Source organism: Saonia sp., from assembly GCF_056326165.1.
Genome location: NZ_JBWFBN010000020.1, coordinates 13,387 through 37,999 on the forward strand (window position 1 = coordinate 13,387; position 24,613 = coordinate 37,999).

Genomic DNA, 24,613 nt, shown 5'->3' on the forward strand with positions numbered 1-24,613 from the left:
CTAATTTTACAAAAATGAATAAGAGGTTATTTATACTTCTAGTAATCTTAATGAGCCTTTCCCTAATTGGGATAATATTTGTTCAAGGATATTGGATTACAAGGTCGGTAGAGGATAGGGAGGAGCAATTTTCCAACACAGTGTCTGAAGTTTTGAGTAGGGTAACTGATAAAATTGAGGAAAGTGAGAGGAACACTTATTTTGAAAGATATTTCGGCCTTATAGATAGTGTAGGAAAACCACAAAGTTCTCAATTAAGTAGTTTAGTTTTTGTAAATAGGGATGACAACTCCAATGAAATTCGTTTTTATCAACATGGAATTTTAGAGGAAGATTATAATATATCATCAACGTTCTTTGATAATGGTATCGGAACAGATACCAGTAGCATTAAAAATTTTACGAGTAGAAGGTCAACCACTGTTTTTAAGGAAGATTTTGGCTTAGATGGAAGGCGTAGCAAGCTAACTCCAGTCCAACAATTGGAAAAAATTGGTGGATTGTCAAAAATGGAGAAGGCTAAATTTGATGATGTTTTTGGGCAGATGGCGAAAACAGTTCCTGTGCACGAAAGGGCTTCTAGACAGGAGATAGAGCTTCTCATAAGCAGAGAACTTAAAAACCGTAGAATAAATATAGATTACGAATACGGTGTTTATAGTAAGGGTTTACCCACCAAATTAAAATCTAAGAAGTTTAAATTCTCAGAAAGCAAACTCTATAAAGCACCTATTTTTAAGGATAGTGAAGGGAATACAAATTTCTCACTTCTACTTAATTTTCCTCAGAAAAAAGAGTTCTTGTTTAGATCTATTATTGGGATGGCTATTTTGTCATTTTTGTTCACAGTGGTAATTATTGTAGCTTATACCAGTGCAATATTTCAGCTTTTGAAACAAAAAAAAATATCTGAAATAAAAACAGATTTTATCAATAATATGACGCATGAGTTTAAAACACCCATTGCAACAATAAATTTGGCAGTAGAGGCCATTAAAAACCCAAAGACAATTGGTGATGAGGAAAAGGTAAATAGATACCTAAAAATGATAAAAGAGGAGAACAAACGAATGCATGCACAGGTAGAAAATGTATTGCGCATTTCTAGATTGGAGAAGAAACAATTGGAAATTAGTAAGGTAAAGGTAGATGTTCACGACATTATTAATGATGCCATTGCCCATATAGAACTTATAGTATCAGACAGAGGGGGATATATAAAAACAAATTTTAATGCTGAAAGAACAGAGGTTTTAGGAAATGAAATGCATTTGACCAATGTAATTGTAAATATCTTGGACAATGCCGTGAAATATTCTGAAGATGCTCCAAAAATTGATGTATTTACGGAACTGGCAAAGAATAGTATCGTTGTAAAAATACAAGACCAGGGTGCTGGTATGAGCAAAGCAGTTCTAAAAAAAGTTTTTGAAAAATTTTATAGAGAACACACAGGAAATATACATAATGTAAAAGGACATGGTTTAGGTCTGGCTTATGTAAAGAAAATAGTAGATGATCACCAAGGTGAGGTTTATGCAGAGAGTGAAAAGGGAAAAGGAAGCACTTTTTATATAAAATTGCCTTTAATATAAAAAATTATGGAAACAATAAATAAGAAAATTCTTTTAGTTGAAGATGATCCAAACTTTGGTATTGTCCTGAAGGACTATTTGTCCATGAACGATTTTGATGTGGTTCTGGCCAAAAATGGTATGGAAGGTTTTGAGAAGTTTAAAAAGGATAATTATGACGTTTGTATTTTGGACGTAATGATGCCTTATAAAGATGGTTTTACCTTGGCAAAAGAAATTAGGGAGAAGAACGAGAATGTTCCAATTATTTTCTTGACGGCAAAAACTATGAAAGAAGATGTCTTGAAAGGATATAAGGCAGGAGCAGATGATTATTTAAACAAACCTTTTGATTCTGAGGTATTGTTAATGAAGCTTAAAGCCATTATACAAAGAAAAGCCTCCAATTCTTTAGCAGATAGTAAACAGTTCGAGTTTAAGATTGGTAATTTTAATTTGAATTCTAAACTCAGATTTTTAAAATATAAGGATGAGGAGTCCATTAAGCTTTCTCCGAAAGAAAATGAGTTGTTACGTTTATTGGCATTGCATGAAAATGATTTAATGCCAAGGGAATTAGCATTGACAAAAATTTGGAGGGATGATAATTACTTTACATCTCGTAGTATGGATGTATACATTGCCAAACTCAGAAAGTATCTTAAGAAAGATGATGTAGTCGAAATCTTGAATATTCATGGAGAAGGTTTCCGTTTGGTTGTAAAAAATGGGGTAGCAGAATAAAGAAAATGTTCCCTTAAATTAAGAAGAGCCGTATGTGTATAACATGCGGCTCTTTTTATGTCATTCAAACTTATTTAGAATTTCATCAATTATTTGTTCTGGCTTTTTAATTATACTAACGGTAATTGCATAATTGGGAACCTCCAAAGTACGAAATTGGGATTCCAGTAAGGAACTGGGCATATAATGGTCTTTCCTTTTATTCATCCGTTCGGATATTTCTTTAAAAGTTCCTGTAAGATGTATCCAAACAACTCTTTCCTTTATGCTTTGAGATAACAATTCTCTATATGATTCTTTTAATGAAGAACACGCAATAACAGCACCATCTGGGTGATTAATGGCCAGTTCATTTAATCTAACCAACCAACCATAACGGTCATCATCATTTAAAGGATTACCAGCAGCCATTTTATCTACATTGACTTTGGGATGAAAATCATCTCCGTCATAAAAAGGGTAGTTTAATTTGTTTGATAATAAGGTGCCGATAGTTGTTTTTCCGCAACCAGATACACCCATAATATAAAAAATGTTCTTCTTGATGCCTGACATTAATTAGTTTTGATTTTACTTTGAATTAGATGCAAAACATCTTCAATTTTATAATTATAGGGAACCCAATTGGTGTTTTCATTTTTCTTGAACCACGTTAGTTGTCTTTTAGCAAATCTCCTAGTATTTTTTTTGATTTCAGATATGGCAAAATCCAATGACCAACCTCCATCAAAATAATTAAAAAGCTCTTTGTATCCCACTGTTTGCATGGCATTCAGTTTTTTATATTCAACCAATGATTTAGCTTCATCCAGTAAACCATCTTGCATCATTAGATCTACTCTTTTGTTTATTCTGTCATAAATCAATTCTCTTTCAGCATTTATTCCAATAGTAACAATATTGAAAGGTCTTTTTACATCTTTCTTTTTTAAAAAGGATGAATATGGTTTGTGGGAACCAATGCATATTTCCAAAGCTCGGATTACACGTTGTGGATTTTTAATATCTACCATCGAATAATATTTCTCATCCAACTCCTTCAACTTATCTTGCAATGGTTTTATTCCTTCCTTATCTAATATCCTATTGAGTTTCAATCTAATTTTTGGATCCACTTCTGGAAATTCATCAAATCCATGAATAATAGCATCCACATAGAGCCCACTACCGCCTACCATAATCACCACATCATTTTCTTTAAAAAGTTTCTGCAATAAAGAAATTGCCTCTTTTTCAAATTCTCCTACTGAATAAGAATCTTTAATACTTTTATGTTGTATAAAATGATGAGTTGCACTTTTTAATTCTTCTTTTGACGGTACCGCAGTACCAATTTTCATTTCCTTAAAAAACTGACGCGAATCTGCCGAAATAATCTCAGTATTATAATGTTGGGCAATCTTTATGGCAAGTTTAGTTTTACCAATGGCCGTTGGACCTACTATAGAAACAAGCATTTTTTCCATTATAGCTCGCTTCCACAGTTATAACAATGAGTAGCATCATCTCTATGATTTTCAACAGAGCAACTTGGGCAGGATTGTGTATTAAGATGTATTTTTGCATTTTTTCCTTGTTTTGAAAATTCGGCAGTTACAATACCGGTAGGAACTGCAATAATTCCATAACCCAAAATCATTACTACAGTTGCAATAAATTGTCCAAGACTTGTTTGGGGGGCAATATCTCCGTAACCTACTGTGGTTAAAGTCACAATGGCCCAGTAAATGCTTCTAGGAATACTTGTAAACCCCGCTTCATTATCTTCTATTAAATACATAATAGTCCCCATGATTACAGAAAGAATTACAACTGCAAAAATGAAAACCGAAATTTTGGTTCTACTGGCTTTGAGGGCTTTAGTTAAAGTTGATGCCTCACCTAAAAACTTGACCAGTTTTAAAATTCTAAAAACTCTTAATAATCTTAATGCTCTTACAACAAGTAAAGCTTGTGAGCCAACAAAGAAGTACGACAAATAAAGAGGTATGGTAGAAATAAAATCTATGATGCCATAGAAACTAAAAATATATTTTGATGGTTTCTTTATGCTAATGATTCTAACAATATATTCTATTGTAAAGAATATGGTAACAATCCATTCCATTATTAGGAGAGAATGATGATATTTATCATCAATCTCTTTCACACTTTCCAACATTACCAGCACCACACTAATAATAATTAGAACAAAAAGAAAAATATCAAACCACTTACCCATAGGTGTATCTGCTTCATAAATAATTTCATGAAGTTTTCCACGCCATCCAGGATGTTTTTTTGAGTCTTTCAAAACTATTAGTTTAATTCAATTATTTTTTGAACCCTTCTTTTTCTTAGATAAGATTCTATAATATGATTTGTGTTTTCATCACCCCTCATACAAGTAATTATGGATTCTAAGATATGAATATTATTTATTTGGTAATTAAGATCTATAAAACCAAGACCAACAAATAGTCCATTTTTAATTAAAATGGCACTACGTTCGCCTAACTCTCTACCCTTATCTAGAATAACAATGTCTTTTTTCTTGAGTCCGTATTTGTGTATGGCTTGTTGTACCCTTTTATTATAACCCTCAACACTTTCTTTATTAATACAGGCTCCATGACATTCCCCATCATTATATTTTGAGCAATTATTCTTTGCTTCAGAAATACCATTTAACTTATCACATAATTGAAATTCTTGACTGAGTTTAAATAAGTGATTTTTTGCTGAATGAAAGCCGCTAAAGGTAGAGACCCTATTTTTTTCCCCTATATTTTTTTTAACTGATAAAGTTAAATATCCCTTTTCATTAGCCGATACATAAATAGCATAGGAAAATAGTTTTTGTTTTCTTTGGGCATTATATAAAGGCCTGTTTTTCACCAACTCTTCGTGCTCTTTTAAAAGAGCAATCAGCTCATTTCCAGCTTTTTCAAAAGTCACCTTCTTGGTTTCTTTCTGTAGTTTTCTTGCTTTTTCTCCATCATTGGTAAAGTGTTGGTTTACCCTCTTTTTTATGTTGTTGCTTTTTCCAAGAAAAATTATTTCCCCGTCTTTATTATGCATATAATACACGCCTGTTTCAGAAGGCAATTGTTCTACAATATCTAGTTGGGTAGGAGAAAGTTCACCCAAAGTTTCGTCTTTGACTACACTTTTTAGAATGGACTTGTCAGAATCCTTGGATAGTAATAATTTAAATAATTTGATAGTTGCCAAAGCATCACCATTGGCTCTGTGTCTATCACTGACTGGAATTCCAAGTGAACGAACCAATTTGCCCAAACTATATGATTCTGCATCTGGCAGAAGGTTTTTTGATAAATCTACCGTACAAATGGTTTTTCTTTCATAATTATAACCCAAGCGCCTATACTCAGTTCTAAGGATTCTATAATCAAATTGTGCATTATGAGCCACTAAAACAGCACCTTGGGTAATTTCTATGATACGCTTTGCCACTTCATGAAATTTTGGGGCAGTACGCAACATTTTATTGTTAATCCCTGTGAGCTTAACCACAAAAGGTTGAATATCCTTTTCTGGATTTACAAGACTTATAAATTTATCTACGACTTCATGTCCGTCGAACCTATGAATGGCTATTTCAGTGATGCCTTCTTCATTGTATTTTCCCCCTGTGGTTTCTATATCTAAAATAGCGTACATTAATCTAAAGGTAAGAAGTTAATGGTAGTTTCTTGCACTAAAAATACTACTTCCAATACGGACCATGGTACTGCCCTCATCTATAGCAAGTTGATAATCCCCACTCATTCCCATAGAAAGTATAGATATGCTAGGAATTAAATTCTTTATTTGCAAAAAAATGGTGTTTAGCTTACTAAATTCTTTTTTGATTTGATTTTTATCATTTGTGAACGTTGCCATTCCCATAAGACCAACAATTCTCACATTTTTTAATTCCAAAAACTCATTGGACTGTAAAATTTCATTCAGTTCATTTTCATCCAGCCCAAATTTAGTGTCCTCTTCTGCGATATGTATCTGTAGAAGGCAATCAATAATACGGTCGTACTTTTGGGCTTGTTTGTCAATTTCCCTTAACAACTTAAAACTGTCCACACCATGGATTAATGAAACATACTCTGCCATATATTTTACCTTGTTCCTTTGTACATGGCCAATCATGTGCCATTGGATGTCTTTTGGCAGTTCTTCCCACTTTTGGGTCATTTCCTGTATTTTGTTTTCACCAAAAACTCTCTGACCGGCATGATATGCTTCCAAAATACCTGAAACAGGCTTGGTTTTAGAAACTGCGACCAGGATTACATGTTCTGGTAAAGTGTTTTTTATGCGTGATAGATTTTCTTTGATGCTCATATTATAATTCATAAATCAATAATCCACTTCGTAATTTAGGCTCTATATATGTGCTCTTTGGAGGCATTACCAGGCCGGCATCTGCAATTGCTTTTATTTCTTTTACAGTGATGGGTACCATACTAAAACCAATTTTGGCTTTTCCAGAATCAATATCATCTTTCATTTTTGCCATGTTGTGTTTCCCATGACCATATTGAATTCTTTCATCATTCCTAAAATCTTTTATACCCAAAATAGGCTCCAAAATAGTTTTGAAAAGAATTTGGGTGTCTAATTCACTCAAAGCATCTGTAAAATTATAAACTTCCTCTTTAAGAGATAACGAATAAAAATCACCATCCAAGTACATGGCAAATTGATGCTTTTTTTCTGGCTTATAAAGCTTATCGCCATTATTTTTCAAATTAAAATGGGTATTCAATCTGGTAAGAAATTCTTTCTTACTCAATTTGTTTAGGTCTTTAACCGTTCTGTTAAACTCATATATTTTAATTTCCGATTCGGGAATCAAATAACTCATAAAGTAGTTGTATGGTTCAGCTCCTGAATGGGTTGGATTGTTTTTCAATGAATTTAAGGCAAGCAAGTTTGAAGAAGCGCTTCTATGATGTCCATCAGCAATATAAATGGAATTCATTTTGCTAAATTCTTTTTGAATGAGTTCAACGGTTTCACGGTCCGAAACCACCCATATTTTATGTATAACCTTATCGGTGGTTGTAAAAAAGGAATTGGGTTCTTCCTTTTTTTTGTTTTGAATGATACTGGAAATCAATTCGTTGTCCGGGTAAGTCATTAAGACAGCTTCTGCATTAAAACCAACACTTGCCAAATAATTGGCAAATAGTTCTTCTCTGGGTTGCATGGTTTCTTCATGTTTCTTAATGACATTATTTTGGTAATCGGCCACACTGGTTCCACAAAAAATGCCACAAGAAGTAAACTCTTTTTTCTCAATTTGATAGATATAAAAACTGTCCTTGGCATCTTTCATTAAAATATTGTCCTGTAAAAATTCTAAGTATTTTTGGTGTACCAATTTGAACCGTTCTGTACCAGACACTTTCTTTTTTAATTTAAAGCCTGGGTTGATAATATGTAAAAATGAAAATGGATTGAGCATTAAAATACCTTTGCGCTCTTTTTTTGAATATGTTTGATAGGAACGAGAAGCCACTAATGCTGCTTTGTCCTCTGAAGGTCTTATTGCCTTAAATGGTTTGACAATGGCCATTTTTATCTGAATTGTGCTGAGACAGTCTCAGCCTTTTTTGAGGTGGAATAATCATAGAAACCCTCCCCAGATTTCACACCCAGTTTTCCTTCTTTAACCATTTGTATAAGCAAATTGCACGGAGCATATTTTGTATTATCAAAACCCTGATACATAACATTCAATATAGACAAACATACATCTAGCCCTATAAAGTCGGCCAATTGCAAAGGCCCCATTGGGTGTGCCATTCCCAGTTTCATAACAGTATCAATTTCCACAACGCCAGAAACCCCATCTTGTAAAGCCTCAATAGCCTCGTTAATCATGGGCATTAATATTCGGTTTGCTACAAACCCTGGAAAGTCATTTACTTCAACAGGAATTTTATCTAACCCTTTTGAAAGTTCCATTATAGTTTGCACAGCGATAGGTGAGGTTTCTTTACCTTTTATGACCTCTACCAATTTCATTAGCGGAACAGGGTTCATAAAATGCATACCAATAACATTTTCTGGTCTAGTGGTTTCATTAGCCAATTCGGTTATGGAAATAGAAGAAGTGTTTGATGCTAGAATTGCATCCTTTTTGCAAACAGCATCAAGCTCTTTAAAAATATTTTTCTTTATTTCTGAATTTTCTGTTGCAGCTTCAATTACTAAATCCGCATTTTTAGCACCTTTATGAATATTGGTGAAAACGGATATATTATTTAGAGTATTACTTTTTTTTGGTTCATCAATCAATTCTTTGAGAACCATTCGGTCTAAATTTTTGTTAATGGTTGCAATTGCTTTATCGAGAGAGTTTTTAGAAACATCAATTAAATTAACCTTATATCCATATTGGGCAAAAACATGAGCTATACCATTTCCCATTGTTCCTGCTCCAAGTACTGCAACTATATTCATCCTTAGTTTTTAAAAGATTTAATAATTTGCAAAGCCACATTTAATGCTTTTGTCCCTTGCTCCAAAGATACCACTGGCACCGTATTATTAGTGATTGCATCAGCAAAGGTTTCCAATTCATCCAAAATAGCATTGTTAGCTTCTATTTCAGGATTTTCAAAATAGATTTGTTTCTTTTCACCTTCAGCATTTTGAAGTATCATATCAAAGTCCCCAGGTTTTTCTGGGGAATCCTGCATTTTTACGACTTCTACTTTCTTTTCCAAGAAGTCAACAGAGATGTAAGCATCACGTTGAAAGAAACGTGATTTACGCATGCTTTTTAATGAAATTCGGCTTGCTGTAAGGTTGGCAACGCAGCCATTTTCAAACTCAATCCTTGCATTAGCAATGTCCGGTGATTTGCTAATTACAGACACACCACTGGCATTTATTTTCTTCACCTCAGAGTTTACAACACTTAGAATTGCATCAATATCATGTATCATTAAATCTAGCACCACAGGAACGTCAGTCCCTCTTGGATTAAATTCTGCGAGTCTGTGAGTTTCAATAAACATAGGATTTTCAATCTTATCCTTTACAGCAGTAAAAGCTGGATTAAAACGCTCTACATGCCCAACTTGGCCTTTAACGTTATATTTTTTTTCCAATGCAAGTAAGGTCTCCGCTTCTTCTAATGTATTGGTAATGGGTTTTTCTATAAAAACATGTTTGCCTTTCTCCATAGCTTTTTTTGCACAGTCATAGTGGGAAAGGGTTGGGGTTACAATATCAATTAAATCTACATCTTCTATGAGTGTATTGATATTATCATAGTATTTGTACCCAAACTCATCAGAAGTTTTTTTACCATTGATTTCATCTGGGTCATAAAAACCGACTAAATTATATTTTTTGGATTCATTGAGAAGACGTAAATGAATTTTACCTAAATGTCCAGCGCCTAAAACTCCAACTTTGAGCATAAAAAATGTTTTTTCAAAAATAGGAATATGTAGCCATTCCCCAATATTTAATCTATATTAAAGAAGTAGAAATTGTCAATATTTATTTGAAACATAGATTAAGAAAAGACTTAGTTTTTTTAACTTTGCAATACCAAAAACAAACTATTGAAAGATACTTTAAAGCATCAAGGAATGCGTAATAAATTGGCAGATGTATTATCTGTTAAGGGAATTAAAGATGTTGATGTTTTAAATGCAATAAAAAGGATACCCAGGCATTTATTTCTAGATAGTGGTTTTGAGGACCATGCCTACCAAGACAAGGCATTTCCAATAGGAGCGGACCAAACTATTTCCCAACCTTACACTGTTGCTTTTCAAACGGAACTATTAAAAATAAAACCTGATTTTATAGTATTGGAGATTGGCACTGGTAGTGGCTATCAAACAGCTGTCTTACTTCATTTAAAAGCTAAAGTTTATACAATTGAAAGACAATTAGAACTCTTTAAAAAGACGAAGCTATTTTTTGGAAAAATGGGGTATAGACCAAAGAAAATAATTTTTGGTGACGGCTATAAAGGGTTGCCAGAAGAAGCTCCTTTTGATGGAATTATTGTAACTGCAGGAGCACCAGAAGTTCCTAAGGCATTAATGTCTCAACTAAAAGTAGGAGGAAGGTTAGTAATCCCTGTTGGTGTGGATGAACAAGTAATGACACTTTTTGTAAGGAAATCTGATAAGGAATTTGAAAAGAAAGAATTAGGTTCTTTTAAGTTTGTGCCACTTTTAGAGAACAAGAATTAATTATTAAAATTCTTTTTTATTCTGTCCAAGTCCCTTTTATTGTCCCTATCCCTGATAGTTTCCCTTTTATCATAAAGTTTTTTTCCTTTGGCCAAAGCAATTTTAATTTTTGCCAATCCATTGTCATTAACAAAAAGATTTAAAGGAACTATTGTGTTGCCAGAAGTGGTAACTTCTTTACGCATTTTTTTTAGCTCTTGTTTGTTCAATAACAGTTTCCGTTCTGCTTTTGGTTTGTGATTGTAATGAGAACCATGCATGTATTCATCAACTTGCATATTTATTACAAATAACTCACCTTTCTCATTGAACTCACAAAAACTTTCAGAAATAGAGGCTTTACCTAAACGAATGGATTTAATTTCTGTGCCAGAGAGGACAATACCAGCAATGAACGTTTCCAAAAGGTCATATTCAAATTTGGCCTTTTTATTCTTTATGTTAATGTTTTTCTGCATCTGTTGGGCAAAAATAGAATAAATATGTGATTAAAGATTTTATAAAAGATTAGATTTCACCTATTATCTTTGTAAAGAGTGTTATGTTTTTTCGAACAGAATAAATAAAAAGAATGAAAAAATTTTGTTTTATACTATTGGGTTTGATTTTTTTATTTGGATGTAAAGAAGAATCTAAATCTGTAACTAAAAACGTTCAGGAAATTGTGGATGCTTCCATTGAAGTTAGTGGGGGGGATTTGTATGAAAAAAGCAATCTATATTTTAATTTTAGAGATAAAGAATATCATTCTGAACAGATTGAGAATAGAAAAATCCTAAAAAGGATTTTTGCCAAAGATTCAGCATTAATTGTTGATATAAAAGAGCCCAAAGAATTTTGCCGTTATGTTGATGAAAATATGGTCATGGTTCCAGATTCGCTTGCTAATTCTTATTCTAATTCTGTAAACTCCGTACACTATTTTGCAAACCTTCCATATGGCCTTAATGCCAAGGCCGTGAATAAAGAATTGTTAGAAGATGTAACTATTAAGGGCAAAGACTATTATAAAGTTAAAATTACTTTTGATCAAGAAGGTGGAGGGGATGATTTTGATGATGTATACATCTATTGGTTCAACAAAGAAACTTTTAAGCCCGATTATTTGGCGTACGAGTTTCATGTAAATGGTGGTGGTATTCGTTTTAGAGAGGCATATAATGAAAGGTATGTTAATGGAATAAGGTTTGTTGATTATAATAATTACAAACCAAAGGAAGAAAAAGTATCCATTTATACTGTAGATAAGGCCTTTGAAAAAGAAGAATTGGAATTATTATCCAAGATAGAATTGGAAAATGTAATGGTAAGTAGGCTTAATTGATATGTAGGCGTGTATCTGTTGGGATACCATCAATAATTCTTACAATAAAAAGGCTCCCATTGTCGTAATCATCCATGGCCTCATACTTTTCAACTCCAATAACTTTGTTTACCAAATCTGGTGTTGTATTACTATGCCCAACTACTAACACATTACCTCCTAAATTATCCACTTTAAATTGTTCAACATCAATATTTTGAGGATTGTAGTATTGAACTATAATATCTTTTTTAACAGCCGCAGGAGCTGCGGTCATAGAAGTTCTTTCATAATCCGTGGTGTAAATTGCAGTTAAGTCGACATCGTCCAATACTTCTGCCCAACGAATTGCTCTTCCAAGACCATCTTGGTTCAATTCTGGGTCTTCATTTTCAGGATTACTTCTATCTTTTTCCGCATGCCTAATAAAATAAAAGGTAGATACAACGGGTTCAGCACTGGAAATAGGTTCTTTGTCTTCTTTACAATTAAAAAAAACAACAAAAAGAAGTGAAAATACAAGAGCTTTAATAAAATTCATATTTGAGTCAATTCTACTATTTATTTAACTAAATATACTAGAAAATAGTATGTAATACTATCTGTTTTTTGTTTTTTTGCATATGCTTAAAACACTGGCAACCATTTTATTCCTAACTATATTTATATCTTCCTATGGTCAGGGAGTAGAACTTCCAGTTGACTATAGGCAACATAATCTGACCGAGTATAACCCCAGTTTGTTTAATCCAGCTTTTTTGAATAGAAAAAATAAACACTCAGTCTCATTATGGAATAGGTGGCAATGGCAAACTATAGATGGAGATCCAACTTCTATATTTGTTAATTATAATGGGAGCATATCTCGAAATTTTGGAATAGGAGCAGGTTTCATTCAGCATAATACGGGTGCATTTCTTCAAACTGGAGGGGTTGTAAATTTAGCCTATGATATTAGTTTAGGTCCAAACACTAATATTGCAATTGGAACTAACATATTTGGGTTTCAACAAGAATTCGCCAATGATATTTTTCTACCAGACCCAAATATTCAATTACCGCAATTGGAAATCAATAATGAATTCATAGTTCAAATTGCCCCTGGAATTAAGTTGAATATAGATAAATTCACCTTAGGACTTACTTCAGAGAATTTTGTAACGCTTTCTAGCGATGAATCATATTCTTCAGATAAAATTTATTTAGGCCATACAAGTTATGATTTTCCTATTGAGGTTTTTGGAGATAGCATTTCTTTTATCAGACCTTCAATTTACATAAAGTCTATCCCAACATATGATACTCAAGTTGGGCTAATCACCTTGTTCTCAACATCAAAATTTTGGGCTCAAACGGGATATAATAATTTTTATGGATTTTCCGTAGGTGGCGGCGCAAAGCTTTTTAAGATGTTTTCTTTGGGTGCTTTAGTTGAGTTTGGTACAGATGCATCTATAAAAGATAAAGACCCAAGTTTTGAAATTGTTTCTGCATTTAGTTTTGGAAAGCCAGATGAAAGAAAAAAAGTTGTTGACTTTGATATTGAAGAGGAGGAAGATGTTCTTCCAGAAATAGAAGAGATATTGAAGGAGAAAGAAGAAATTGTGGATTCAACAGCTATTCTTGAGCAAAAGAAGTTAGACTCTATATCCACTATAAGAAAACAAGAAATTGTTATAGAGGAACAAAAAAAGCAGGATTCCATTGCACTTGCTAAAGAAACGGAGGCTAGGGTAGCCATGCAAAAAGAAATAGAACAGAAAAAAAGTGACTCAATTAATAAGGTTAAACTGGTCCAAACTAGAGCCGCTAAAAGGAAAGCAGCTAAGCGAAAAGCTGAATTGGATAGAATTGCTGCTTTAAAAGAATTGGAACAGAAAAAACAAGATTCAATAAATACTGTTAGGTTGGCTGAACTTGATAGAATTGCCAAACAAAAAGCGTTGGAACAAAAACTGAGGGATTCTATAGCAGCTGTAAGGTTGGCTCAAGTTGATAAGGCTAAAGAAAATGATATGGCTACTTTAGAAGAAAACAAGGCTAAAACAAGAGGGCACTATGAAGAAGCTATTTCTGAAAATAACCAACAACCTGGATACTACCTTATTGCCAATGTATATAGAACCAAAATTTATTTTGAGAAATTCATGAGAACGTTGGAGGATAAAGGTTTAGAACCTAAATCTTTTTATCGTAGTATTAATAAGTATAATTATGTGTATTTAAAAAGATATAACACTATTGAAGAAGCCGAACAGGCAAGAATAAGTAAATTCAATGGTAAATATCCAGATAGAACATGGATTTTTAGAATAAAATAGGAAATCTATTTTTTGATTTCGTTAGTTACCAAAAGATTTAGATAAGCTACGGTGTTTATTAAATATTTTCGGTCTTTTGTCATGGAAGACATTGCCACAGCACCTTGTAACATTGTGTACAATTGCTTGGCAAATTGCAATGGCGGTACTGGTAACCTTAATTCATTATTGTTTACACCATTTTCTAAAACCAAGGCTATTTTACCTTCAATTACCTTAATAATTTCTTTAGCTGCTGCAGCCAACAATGAATTATTGTTTTGGGCATCCATACCAGTGTTCAATACTGGGCAGCCTCCTAGTTCGTTTGTGAAAATATCATAATTCTTAAAAAATTTTGTAAGGGAAAAAATCTTATCCAAAGCAGTGCCTTCTATCTCTAGTCTTTCATCAATGGAACCCAGTAATTTTTTGCTGTTATATTCAAAAGCAGAAAGAGCCAGCGCTTCTTTGTTTTCAAAATTCCCGTACAGGGCCCCTTTAGTTAAACCAGTAGCCTCCGTTAAATCGCTCATGCTTGTGCCCATATAACCATGCTTATTAAAAATAGGCGCTACTGTTTCAATAATATAAGCAGTAGTTTTTTGGGCTTTGGTTGACATTAAGAGAGTTATTTTTTACGAATATAAAAAATCTATATACTGTATGGTATATATTTTAAATAAAAAAAGGCATCCGTAATTTGAATGCCTTTTTATTGTTGATTTAGAATTTTATTTAACTAGTTCATTTTGATTTCTGAAAACCAAATGGTTATCAAAAGAATCGATTAGAATAATACTATCAGCTTTTATTTTTCCTCCAAGGAGTTCCTTAGACAAATTGTTAAGGACTTCTTTCTGGATTAACCTTTTTATTGGTCGTGCTCCATATTGAGGGTCATATCCCTTTTCTGCCAAATATGAAATAGCTTCATCAGTAGCATCAATTGTAATATGTTGTTTTGCTACCATTCTTTTTAGCTGCCCTAATTGAAGTTTCACAATTTTAGTAATGTCATCTAAACTTAATGGGGTAAACATTATAATATCATCTATTCTATTCAAAAATTCTGGACGAATAGCCTTCCTTAATAACCCAAGAACCTCATTTTTTGACTCTTCAGTAGCTTTTTCCAAATCTTGTACTTTTTCAAATTTTTCTTGAATAATATGACTTCCCATATTACTAGTCATGATTATGATTGCGTTCTTAAAATCTGCTACTCGCCCTTTGTTATCTGTTAGCCTGCCTTCATCCAATACTTGAAGCAAAACATTAAAAGTATCTGGATGCGCTTTTTCAATCTCATCCAGCAATATTACAGAATAGGGTCTTCTTCTAACAGCCTCGGTTAATTGCCCCCCTTCATCATACCCAACATATCCAGGAGGTGCTCCCACTAATCTGCTAACAGAATGCCTTTCCTGGTATTCGCTCATATCTATTCTTGTCATTGCGTTCTCATCATCAAACAAATAAGCAGCCAATGTTTTGGCAAGCTCAGTTTTTCCCACCCCTGTTGTTCCAAGGAATAAGAAAGATCCAATAGGTCTCTTTGTATCTTGTAACCCAGCCCTACTTCTCCTAACAGCATCGGACACAGCTTCTATGGCTTCAATTTGACCGACTACTCTTTTATGAAGCACATCTTCCAAGCTCAATAATTTTTCACGTTCGCTTTGTAACATTTTCTGAACTGGTATTCCGGTCCATTTGGCTACTACTTCTGCAATATCCTCATTTGTAACCTCTTCTTTAATTAAGGTACCTACCTCTTGCTGAATTTCTAACTCCTTTTGGAGTAATTCCAAATTTTCTTGGGCTTCTTTAATTTTCCCATACCGTAATTCTGCAACTTTACCGTAGTCACCGTTACGTTCTGCCCGCTCGGCTTCAACTTTAAAATTCTCTATATCATGTTTTGTTTTTTGAATATTATCCACCACGTTTTTTTCACTTTCCCATTTAGCAAAGATTTCATTGCGCTCCTCTTTTAAGTTTGCAATTTCTACATTTAAAGCCTTGAGTTTAGACATGTCATTCTCTCTTTTTATAGCTTCAATCTCAATTTCCAATTGCATGATTCGTCTATCCAACACATCCAATTCTTCTGGTTTGGAGTTAATTTCCATTCTAAGCTTAGAAGCAGCTTCATCCATTAGGTCAATTGCCTTATCTGGCAAAAAACGGTTTGTAATATAGCGCTGAGATAGTTCCACAGCAGCAATTACTGCTTCATCCTTAATACGGACTTTATGATGTGCTTCATACTTTTCTTTGATCCCTCTAAGAATTGAAATGGCACTTTCAGTATCTGGTTCATCTACCACAACTTTTTGGAACCTTCTTTCAAGAGCCTTGTCTTTCTCAAAGTATTTTTGATATTCGTCCAAAGTCGTTGCACCAATAGCTCTTAGTTCACCTCTTGCTAATGCCGGCTTTAAAATATTAGCAGCATCCATGGCTCCTTGTCCGCCACCAGCACCGACTAGTGTGTGTATTTCATCAATAAATAATATGATATTTCCATCTGATGAAGTTACTTCTTTAATTACAGATTTTAATCGTTCTTCAAACTCACCTTTATATTTTGCTCCAGCAATCAATGCCCCCATATCCAAAGAATAAAGAATTTTATCCTTTAGGTTTTCGGGAATATCTCCTTGCACAATTCTATGTGCTAAACCTTCTGCAATTGCTGTTTTACCAACTCCAGGTTCACCTACTAGCATAGGATTGTTCTTAGTGCGTCTAGATAATATTTGCAATACACGCCTAATTTCTTCGTCTCTACCAATAACAGGGTCTAACTTTCCGCTATCTGCCATTGCATTAAGATTCTTGGCATACTTTTCTAGTGAGTTATACGTGTCCTCCGCACTTTGAGAGGTTACTTTTCCGCCTTTTCTCAACTCTGTAATTGTAGCTTTCAAATCTTTTTCGGTAACACCCTGGTCCTTTAAGATTTGGGCAATTTTACTTTTTGATTTAAAAATAGCCAACAATAGATGTTCAATAGAAACAAATTCGTCCTCCATTTGTTTTGCAACAATACTGGCTTCATTTAAAGTTTTTCCAGCTTCACGAGAGGCCATTATTTCTCCACCAGAGACCTTTGGAAAACTTTCCAACTCTTTTTCCAATATTTGTTTGATGAGGGAAACATTAACATCCAACTTCTTTAAAATAAAGGGTAGTACATTTTCATCAACTTCTAAAATGGCTTTAAAGAAATGCTCATTCTCTATATGTTGATGGCCAAGCTCTTGTGCAAGTTGTTGTGCTTGCTGTATAGCTTCTTGTGATTTTATAGTGAAATTATTAAAGTTCATATAGTTATATTTTTCTGTTATTTTTGCTTTCAGAATATAGGTTTCAACAATCTTACCAATTAAGAAGGACAGACAAAATGGCGGTTACAACCTTTATTTTCAAGACATTTCGGCAGAATGTAAGTATGCTTGTTTTGCACGACTTAAAGAAAAATCATATTAATGACATTATTTAAGAACTTATTTGGAAAAAGTACAGAAGATGTTAAAAATGCAGAAGTAACTTTTCCATGGATCCCTTTAACAACAATAGAGCAGTTGGAGGAGATAAAAAGTAAATCTAACGATAAGGCTCAGGCTATTTTTAAGCATTCCACCACATGTGGTATTAGTAGAATGGTATTAAAGATGTTCACTGGTGGATATAACGCACCAGAGAATAGTGTGGATGTTTATTATTTGGATTTGCATAAATACAGAGAGGTTTCAAACGAAACAGGTTATAAGTTTCAAGTTATACATCAATCTCCGCAATTACTTATTATTAAAAATGAAGCGGTTGTTACCCATGCTTCGCATGGTGCCATATCAGATATTAAAATTGAAGATTACATATAAAAAAGCCCTGTTGTTAAACAGGGCTTTTTTTAATTAAAATGATGTCTCTTTACTATTTCTTTTAATCTAGCCTTTAAATCTTCTCCAGCATCATAAACCATTTGTTCATTACTTGGAAATGGCATTTGTGTTAGATTTAATAGTGGTAATTGGCTGTTCTCCAATGCTCTTTTATCTCCATCATGATTTGCATAAATATGCTCAAATACAAATTCACTGCTCAATGGGTAAGAATTTAATTGTTGTTTAGATTTTAAATCTATAAAACTTACCTTACCTACTACTTGGGCAGATTTAAATTGTTCAAATTGATAAAAATCACATCTTATGGTCTTGAACTTGTCAACTTTAATATCATTTCCAAGACTATCTTTTACTACATTTCCATTAGAATCAAGAACATAACTAAAACCATCTTTAATTTGTTTTTCCTTAATTATTTGTAGCTCTTTTATTTGTTCTGGAGATATGCTAATGTCCTTAAAAGCCACCTGCATTTCATAATCATACTTTATTTCATTTAATGGAGAAGTATGGTATTCCGTCCATAGATTATCCAATCCGTATGTGTTAAAGTTTAAAAGTTCTTCTTGCAAGCGCTCTGGAATTATTTGTTCCGTATCATTTACCATACCTACTTTTACAAAATCCAGTCCTTTATTATATGCTTCTTCCATTTTTTGTTTGCTGTCTGCATACCCAGGATTTATTTTGTTTAAATATTTAAAATCTTCATATGCTTTTCTAAAATCATATTTTTCAACAGCATTCTCCATCAACGTCAATCCATTTTGGTATAAATAGTCAGACAAGTTATTTTTAGCGCTTATGATTTTACTGTTATAATCCTTAAATGCAAATCGGGCATTTCTATCTTCATCAAAAATTGGTAAAGGCAGAATTGGCTTTATTCTTTCTTGAATACTTCTAAGGTTAGTATACCCATTATAGATTGCTTCAAAATTTGCTGGGGTTCCATCTTTTTGTAAAAAGGAGATACGTTCCAATTCTTGTGACATATTCTTTTCAAAAGCCTCCTCCAATAATAAAACATATGGCTGATGCCCTTTTTTTGTTTTGTTATCTGCTAAGTTCTTTAAAGCCTTGTTAATTGCACTGTAATAATTTCCAGTGTTGATAGCTTCTTGTGTTTTTTTGACCCCTCCGCAAGCGATTAAAAAAACAATGACGATACTAAAAAGTAATGCTTTTTTCATAATAATACATTTTAAGGGTTTCGTAGGTGGAATTCAATTGCCGTGCCAAAACCAACTTAAATGCTAACGTAAAACGATGTAATATCTTATAAATCTGGTGAAATGCTCTATTTTACTACATTTTAAATAACTATTATTCTTTCTGATAATTTCTCTTTTATATACTTATTTTATTCTATGAGGAATTGTTTATTTGTGTTTAATAAGTTTCTAATCTATTATAATATTTCTTTTATTTAACAATGTACAATTTGTATTTTTGCGCCTTATTCAATAGGCAAAAGATGCAAAGAGATAATAGAATATTTGATTTAATTACAGAAGAAAAAGAACGTCAAAGTAATGGTGTTGAGTTAATAGCTTCAGAGAATTTTGTAAGCCCACAGGTTATGGAGGCTGCTGGGTCTGTTCTTACCAACAAATATGCTGAGGGATATCCTGGGAAAAGATATTATGGCGGTTGCGAAGTGGTAGATGTAATAGAACAAATTGCCATTGATAGGGCAAAGGAATTGTTTGGTGCGGTATATGCCAATGTTCAACCACATTCTGGTTCTCAAGCTAATGCATCGGTTTATCATGCATGTTTAAAACCTGGAGATACAATTTTAGGTTTCGATTTATCTCATGGTGGCCATTTAACCCATGGTTCCCCTGTAAATTTCTCTGGTAGATTATATAATCCTGTTTTTTATGGAGTTGATGAAGAAACAGGTGAGCTTAACTATGACAAAATTCAAGAAATCGCAAGTAAAGAAAACCCAAAATTAATTATTGCCGGAGCATCTGCGTATTCTAGAGATATGGATTTTAAGCGTTTTAGAGAGATTGCAGATAGTGTTAATGCTCTTTTGTTGGCAGACATCTCTCATCCAGCAGGTTTGATTGCAAAAGGAATTCTAAGCGATCCCATTCCACATTGCCATATTGTTACAACTACAACCCATAAAACATTAAGAGGACCTAGGGGAGGTCTTATATTAATGGGTGAAGATTTTGAGAACCCATTTGGCATAAAATTAAAGAACGGAAATCTTAGAAAAATGTCAGCTTTGTTAGATTTGGCTGTTTTTCCTGGAAACCAAGGAGGGCCTTTAGAACATATTATTGCCGCTAAGGCCATAGCGTTTGGAGAAGCCTTGTCTGATGAGTTTTTGCATTATATGTTACAGGTAAAAAGAAATGCAGCGGCAATGGCTAGTGCTTTTGTTGAAAAAGATTATAAAATCATATCCGGTGGAACAGATAACCACATGATGTTGATTGATTTGAGAAACAAGAACATAACAGGGAAGGATGCTGAAAAAGCACTGGTGAAAGCTGAGATAACAGCAAATAAGAATATGGTTCCCTTTGATGATAAATCACCTTTTATTACATCTGGCATCCGTTTTGGTACTGCGGCAATCACCACAAGAGGTCTAAAAGAAGATGATATGCAAACTATTGTAGATTTGGTAGATGAAGTAATTCTTAGTCCTGAAGATGAAACGGTTTTAAGTGCAGTTAAGGAAAAAGTAAACCATCTAATGCAAAACAGGCCTTTATTTAATAGCTAAAAAACTATTTGAAAGGATTTTAATATTATTACTGGCTTAGAATATAAAGATCATTCTTTAATTGACTACTTGTATGTAAGTCATATATGATAGCTGTGTCTCTTGATTGTATGTATAAACCCCAATATTTAAAATAATCATTCTCCATACCTTTTCCATTTTTCACTTCTGATAATTGATTTTCCTCAAAAACAGGAATGTATACTTCGTATGGGACTTCCAATGTACATGTGGTAAAAGATGCTTGATGTACAATGATTTTTTCTAGAATAGATTCTATTTGTTCTAGAATACTTTTTGGATATATTTTTTGTATTGTAAATGATGTTTGAGTTGTATAAATATTTATTTCTTCAATATCTATAGTGCACTTATTTATTTTTTCTAAATCAGCAAAACATTTGTTAAAGACTGTTAGTTTTACTTTGTCTTTTATTTTAGAAATATTTTCTTCAAGGTGAAGAAGGTCATTATATTGAATCATTTCAGAAAGATTCATATTAAAGTTCAGCTCCAATACCAAATTAATTGAAAAATCATTGGATGAATAAGAACGAACATTAAGATTACAAAAATATTCTTTTTCCAATTCATGTTTAAACTCGGCAAGACCTTTTATATGAGCCGTGTTATCAATATTAAAACGGAATGAATTTGTATATACGTTTCCTTTTAAAGACATATAATTGGGAATTATTACAAGAGCCTTTAACAAAATTATAGTATTAAAATTGATAAATTTTATAGAAAAACCATAAAATATGTATGGTTTTTAGGTGATTTTATCAATAAAAGAGTAAAAATGCTAAATAAAACCTCTTTTCTTTGCTTCTGTAATTAATGCAAGATCATTCTGTTTGTCAATTCCAAAGATTGTTTTAAGCTGTCTTTTCCTATTCTCAATGCTTGGCAATGAAATAGAAACATATGAAACTATATCTTTTGTCTTAGTTCCTTTAGACAGGTAGTAAAGTATTTTTCTGTCGTTTTCATCCAAAACAATATCATTGGCCATTTTTTTTCTAATAGCCACTAATGCTTTTGATGAATAATAGGGGGGGGAGGTCATTATTGTATTTACTAATTCTTCCAGTGATTTTGGATCAATATCAGATTTTACCATGTATCCATCTGGGTTAACAGATTTTAAAATACTGTTAATTCTATAATTGTCACTGAATGATGACATGAAAACAATTTTAGATTCTGGAACAATCTCTCTGGCTAAAATCCCGAGATCCTCTCCAGTTTGCATTCTTTTTTCATCTGATGAAAACAATTGGATGTCCAAAAATATAATATCATATTTCAATGATTTACCTGAAGCTATAATTTTTTCTTGACCTACATCATAAGAATTGGCTATATCTACATGGACTTTAAAGTCTTGAAAATCAATATCCTCTAAAATAAACTTATAGCCAATAATTGTCATTTCATGATCATCAACAGCAAGTATTCTTACATTTTTCATCTACAAAATTGATTGTTTTTTCTTACGCAAGATACAAAATCTTGTTCTATATCATACTCCCATCTATGGGTATTATTAGGGTGACAGTTGTACCTTTTCCAATTTTACTCTTAATGGAGTAAGAACCATTTAGTTTTTTTATTCTAGAGGAAATATTTTTTAATCCAATTCCATTACGTCTTTTCTTGGTTATAAACCCTTTTCCATTATCTATAATAGTGATTATTATATTACCATCTTCAGTGTCAAAATTCACATTGATATTTTTGGCTTGTGCATGCTTAACACAATTTTGTAAACTTTCTTGTACAATTCTATAGATATTAATTTTAACATCACCCAGTAATTGATCCCAATCTAAGTCTTCATTATAGGTAAAATTATGGGATAAATTTGCAGATTCCCCAATTGTATTTAGTAAGTCTTGTAAAGAAAGTATAAAGTTGTTGACTTTGTCATGTGAATTATAATTTAGTTCATGTGAAATACCCCTTATTTCTTCCTCGATTAATTGGAGTTTTTTAATTAACTCTTCTCTTTGTATTATGGCTTTATCATCTTTTTTCTTGTTCAAACCAGAAAGAATTAATCGTATGCCCAACATTTGCCCTAAAATGCCATCGTGCAGTTCTTCGGATATTCTTTTTTGTTCAATATGTTTTCCTTCTTCTAATTTCCCTTGTTGGGTAAGCATTAGGTTAAAAATTTCTTCATTGCTTTTTTGCTGGTTTTGTTGGAATTGCAATTTTTGAGTTTTAATACGCTGGGATATAATGATAAATAACAACGCCCCCAATAAAAATGATATAATAGCAATGCCCAACCATAGTTGTCTTTGTTTGTCCAAAAGTTCATTTTGTTCAATAAACTCATTGGTCTCAAAGCGTATGCGGGTAAATTTATTTCTTATTTTACGCTCTTCATATTGCAAGCTATCATTGAGGGTAATATATTCATTAACATATTTAACCGCATTTTTTGGGTCTATATTAGGAAGGAGTCTTAATGTTTTTAAGAGTTCATCATTATTAGCACTTAGAATTGCTTTGCTCTTTGCTTTTAAAGAAGCATGTATAGCACTGATAGAATCTTCTTGGTGTAGATAATACTCTGCCAATGAGCTATAACTTATTGAAGCATCCCATATATACTCTAAACTGTCTTGTATTTTTATTGCACTTAAAAAAAGCTCAGGAAGCTCAGTTGTGTCATTTATTTTAAACTTGCTATATCCTAAATTATTTAAAACAAGGGCATATTCTTTTGGGTTTTTGTATTGCAAGCTATCTATTCTTAGCACTTTATTAAATCCCTCTAGAGCCTTTTCATGTTCTTCCATTTCTTGGTAGGCTTGAGATATATTGTTGTTTACTGTTGCGAAAAAAACATGTTTTTTATCTGTTTTGTTAAGGTAGTTTAATGCTTCATTAAAATATTTTAATGCCTCATTGTACTCGTTAATTTTCAAACTTACTGAACCAAGATTGTTATAACAATAGAATAATCTTTCATATGCTTTCAAGGGCTTTAACAACTCAATAGCCTTAATTGTATTTATTTCACTACCAGTATAATCTTTGATATCTAATTGTACAGAAGCCATGTTGTTTAACATTCTTCCTGCATAAAGATTATTACCCAAAGATTGGTATAGTTTCAAGGCTTCATTAAAATTGTAGTAGGCACTATCTTGGACTCCATGGTCTCTATGAAATTGTGCTAAATCCCAATGCACTTCTGCATGAACAATAGTGTCTTTAGCTATCCTAGAGAACTCCATGGTTTTATGGTTGTTTTCCCTAAATAATGCAGAATCAGGCAACCGTAAATAAGCAAGAGATAAGCGGGAGTAGTATTTAGTAAGCAATGAATCATCATTAATTTCTTGCATTTTAGTAGAAGCTTTTTCTAAAGCACGCCTTCTAGAGGTAGTAGGTAAATTTTGGTTTCTACCTTCAATATTGATTAAATAGAAAATACTATCTATTTTTTGTTCTTTATCACTTTGCACAATATTTTCTTTGTTGTGGCAAGCAATAAAAAAAAATAAGAAATTTATAAAAAAAAATAAGTATTTGGTTTTGGTTGGTAGCATGGTTGTACTAAAGAATACAAGATATAAAAAAAGCCTTACATCATGGATGTAAGGCTTTTTTTATATCTAAATAAATTAATTACTCTCTACCATCAGTTGGGTTACTAGTGCCACCGCCAGCTTCAGTTTCATATAATGCTTGATCAGTATTGTCTGCTTCACAAGAAAATAAACCCATACTCATAAGTGCTACTGCTAAAATTCCCATTACTTTTCTCATAATCTATTT

Annotated in this window: 24 protein-coding genes; 7 read left to right on the forward strand and 17 right to left on the reverse strand. The window is 32.7% G+C overall.

The features are described 5' to 3' along the window. Window positions 1–14 precede the first annotated feature (14 nt). Window positions 15–1,595: a sensor histidine kinase gene (locus AC000W_RS14125; RefSeq protein ID WP_474749200.1), complete on the forward strand. Its 1,581-nt coding sequence runs from the start codon at window positions 15–17 to the stop codon at window positions 1,593–1,595. Between the two features lie 6 nt (window positions 1,596–1,601). Beyond that, window positions 1,602–2,318 carry a response regulator transcription factor gene (locus AC000W_RS14130; protein ID WP_474749202.1) on the forward strand — a complete coding sequence of 239 codons (717 nt, stop codon included), beginning with the start codon at window positions 1,602–1,604 and terminating at the stop codon, window positions 2,316–2,318. A 60-nt stretch (window positions 2,319–2,378) separates the two neighbouring features. Here AC000W_RS14130 and AC000W_RS14135 read toward each other — a convergent pair whose 3' ends face one another. From AC000W_RS14135 to AC000W_RS14170, 8 genes are read right to left on the reverse strand one after another with little or no spacing between them, the layout of a single operon-like run. Next, complete coding sequence (locus tag AC000W_RS14135) at window positions 2,379–2,873, reverse strand: gluconokinase (RefSeq protein ID WP_474749203.1); 495 nt, start codon at window positions 2,871–2,873, stop codon at window positions 2,379–2,381. Further along, window positions 2,873–3,784 (reverse strand): tRNA (adenosine(37)-N6)-dimethylallyltransferase MiaA, encoded by a 912-nt coding sequence (gene miaA, locus AC000W_RS14140; protein ID WP_474749204.1) that lies wholly within the window; start codon window positions 3,782–3,784, stop codon window positions 2,873–2,875. Before miaA ends, AC000W_RS14135 begins: the two co-directional genes overlap by 1 nt. After that, complete coding sequence (locus AC000W_RS14145; protein ID WP_474749206.1) at window positions 3,784–4,611, reverse strand: ion transporter; 828 nt, start codon at window positions 4,609–4,611, stop codon at window positions 3,784–3,786. Before AC000W_RS14145 ends, miaA begins: the two co-directional genes overlap by 1 nt. A 5-nt stretch (window positions 4,612–4,616) precedes the next feature. Then, window positions 4,617–5,981, reverse strand: coding sequence for an exonuclease domain-containing protein (locus AC000W_RS14150; protein ID WP_474749207.1), 1,365 nt, complete (start codon window positions 5,979–5,981; stop codon window positions 4,617–4,619). 18 nt (window positions 5,982–5,999) lie between these two features. Beyond that, window positions 6,000–6,659, reverse strand: a complete 660-nt coding sequence (locus tag AC000W_RS14155; RefSeq protein ID WP_474749208.1) for a YggS family pyridoxal phosphate-dependent enzyme — start codon at window positions 6,657–6,659, stop codon at window positions 6,000–6,002. A 1-nt stretch (window position 6,660) separates the two neighbouring features. Continuing rightward, window positions 6,661–7,896, reverse strand: a complete 1,236-nt coding sequence (locus AC000W_RS14160; RefSeq protein WP_474749209.1) for a DUF1015 domain-containing protein — start codon at window positions 7,894–7,896, stop codon at window positions 6,661–6,663. 2 nt (window positions 7,897–7,898) lie between these two features. Further along, window positions 7,899–8,786, reverse strand: coding sequence for a 3-hydroxyacyl-CoA dehydrogenase family protein (locus AC000W_RS14165; RefSeq protein ID WP_474749211.1), 888 nt, complete (start codon window positions 8,784–8,786; stop codon window positions 7,899–7,901). 2 nt (window positions 8,787–8,788) lie between these two features. Further along, a complete protein-coding gene (locus AC000W_RS14170; protein WP_474749212.1) occupies window positions 8,789–9,754 on the reverse strand; it encodes a Gfo/Idh/MocA family protein in 966 nt (321 codons plus the stop codon). A 147-nt stretch (window positions 9,755–9,901) separates the two neighbouring features. Between AC000W_RS14170 and AC000W_RS14175 the strand changes: the two genes are divergently transcribed. Next, the gene (locus AC000W_RS14175; RefSeq protein WP_474749213.1) at window positions 9,902–10,543 is read left to right on the forward strand and encodes a protein-L-isoaspartate(D-aspartate) O-methyltransferase; all 642 of its coding nucleotides are present in this window, start codon (window positions 9,902–9,904) and stop codon (window positions 10,541–10,543) included. On the opposite strand, the gene smpB is transcribed toward AC000W_RS14175, so the two are convergent. Next, window positions 10,540–11,001, reverse strand: a complete 462-nt coding sequence (smpB, locus tag AC000W_RS14180) for an SsrA-binding protein SmpB (RefSeq protein ID WP_474749215.1) — start codon at window positions 10,999–11,001, stop codon at window positions 10,540–10,542. The two genes, AC000W_RS14175 and smpB, sit on opposite strands and share 4 nt — an antisense overlap. Before the next feature lie 113 nt (window positions 11,002–11,114). On the opposite strand from smpB, the gene AC000W_RS14185 reads away from it, so the two are divergent. After that, a complete protein-coding gene (locus tag AC000W_RS14185; RefSeq protein WP_474749216.1) occupies window positions 11,115–11,867 on the forward strand; it encodes a DUF6503 family protein in 753 nt (250 codons plus the stop codon). On the opposite strand, the gene AC000W_RS14190 is transcribed toward AC000W_RS14185, so the two are convergent. After that, window positions 11,860–12,387: a SixA phosphatase family protein gene (locus tag AC000W_RS14190; RefSeq protein ID WP_474749217.1), complete on the reverse strand. Its 528-nt coding sequence runs from the start codon at window positions 12,385–12,387 to the stop codon at window positions 11,860–11,862. The two genes, AC000W_RS14185 and AC000W_RS14190, sit on opposite strands and share 8 nt — an antisense overlap. A gap of 82 nt (window positions 12,388–12,469) precedes the next feature. On the opposite strand from AC000W_RS14190, the gene AC000W_RS14195 reads away from it, so the two are divergent. Continuing rightward, window positions 12,470–14,167: a PorP/SprF family type IX secretion system membrane protein gene (locus AC000W_RS14195; RefSeq protein WP_474749219.1), complete on the forward strand. Its 1,698-nt coding sequence runs from the start codon at window positions 12,470–12,472 to the stop codon at window positions 14,165–14,167. Between the two features lie 5 nt (window positions 14,168–14,172). Here the strand turns inward: AC000W_RS14195 and AC000W_RS14200 are convergent, their stop codons facing one another. Both AC000W_RS14200 and clpB read right to left on the reverse strand, forming a co-directional pair. Further along, window positions 14,173–14,769, reverse strand: coding sequence for a TetR/AcrR family transcriptional regulator (locus tag AC000W_RS14200; protein WP_474749220.1), 597 nt, complete (start codon window positions 14,767–14,769; stop codon window positions 14,173–14,175). Between the two features lie 111 nt (window positions 14,770–14,880). Continuing rightward, window positions 14,881–17,481, reverse strand: coding sequence for an ATP-dependent chaperone ClpB (gene clpB / locus AC000W_RS14205; RefSeq protein ID WP_474749222.1), 2,601 nt, complete (start codon window positions 17,479–17,481; stop codon window positions 14,881–14,883). Between the two features lie 162 nt (window positions 17,482–17,643). On the opposite strand from clpB, the gene ytxJ reads away from it, so the two are divergent. Next, window positions 17,644–18,039: a bacillithiol system redox-active protein YtxJ gene (ytxJ, locus tag AC000W_RS14210; RefSeq protein WP_474749223.1), complete on the forward strand. Its 396-nt coding sequence runs from the start codon at window positions 17,644–17,646 to the stop codon at window positions 18,037–18,039. A 29-nt stretch (window positions 18,040–18,068) separates the two neighbouring features. Here ytxJ and AC000W_RS14215 read toward each other — a convergent pair whose 3' ends face one another. Next, window positions 18,069–19,256 (reverse strand): hypothetical protein, encoded by a 1,188-nt coding sequence (locus AC000W_RS14215; protein ID WP_474749224.1) that lies wholly within the window; start codon window positions 19,254–19,256, stop codon window positions 18,069–18,071. Window positions 19,257–19,540: 284 nt separating this feature from the next. Between AC000W_RS14215 and glyA the strand changes: the two genes are divergently transcribed. Then, window positions 19,541–20,815, forward strand: coding sequence for a serine hydroxymethyltransferase (glyA, locus tag AC000W_RS14220; RefSeq protein ID WP_474749226.1), 1,275 nt, complete (start codon window positions 19,541–19,543; stop codon window positions 20,813–20,815). A gap of 28 nt (window positions 20,816–20,843) precedes the next feature. On the opposite strand, the gene AC000W_RS14225 is transcribed toward glyA, so the two are convergent. From AC000W_RS14225 to AC000W_RS14240, 4 genes are all read right to left on the reverse strand, one after another. Then, the gene (locus AC000W_RS14225; RefSeq protein WP_474749227.1) at window positions 20,844–21,497 is read right to left on the reverse strand and encodes a hypothetical protein; all 654 of its coding nucleotides are present in this window, start codon (window positions 21,495–21,497) and stop codon (window positions 20,844–20,846) included. Between the two features lie 123 nt (window positions 21,498–21,620). Further along, entirely contained in the window at window positions 21,621–22,289 is a 669-nt protein-coding gene (locus AC000W_RS14230) for a response regulator (protein ID WP_474749228.1), read from the reverse strand. A 46-nt stretch (window positions 22,290–22,335) separates the two neighbouring features. Continuing rightward, entirely contained in the window at window positions 22,336–24,300 is a 1,965-nt protein-coding gene (locus tag AC000W_RS14235; protein ID WP_474749230.1) for a tetratricopeptide repeat-containing sensor histidine kinase, read from the reverse strand. A gap of 163 nt (window positions 24,301–24,463) precedes the next feature. Then, a complete protein-coding gene (locus tag AC000W_RS14240) occupies window positions 24,464–24,604 on the reverse strand; it encodes a hypothetical protein (protein ID WP_474749231.1) in 141 nt (46 codons plus the stop codon). Between the last annotated feature and the right edge of the window lie 9 nt (window positions 24,605–24,613).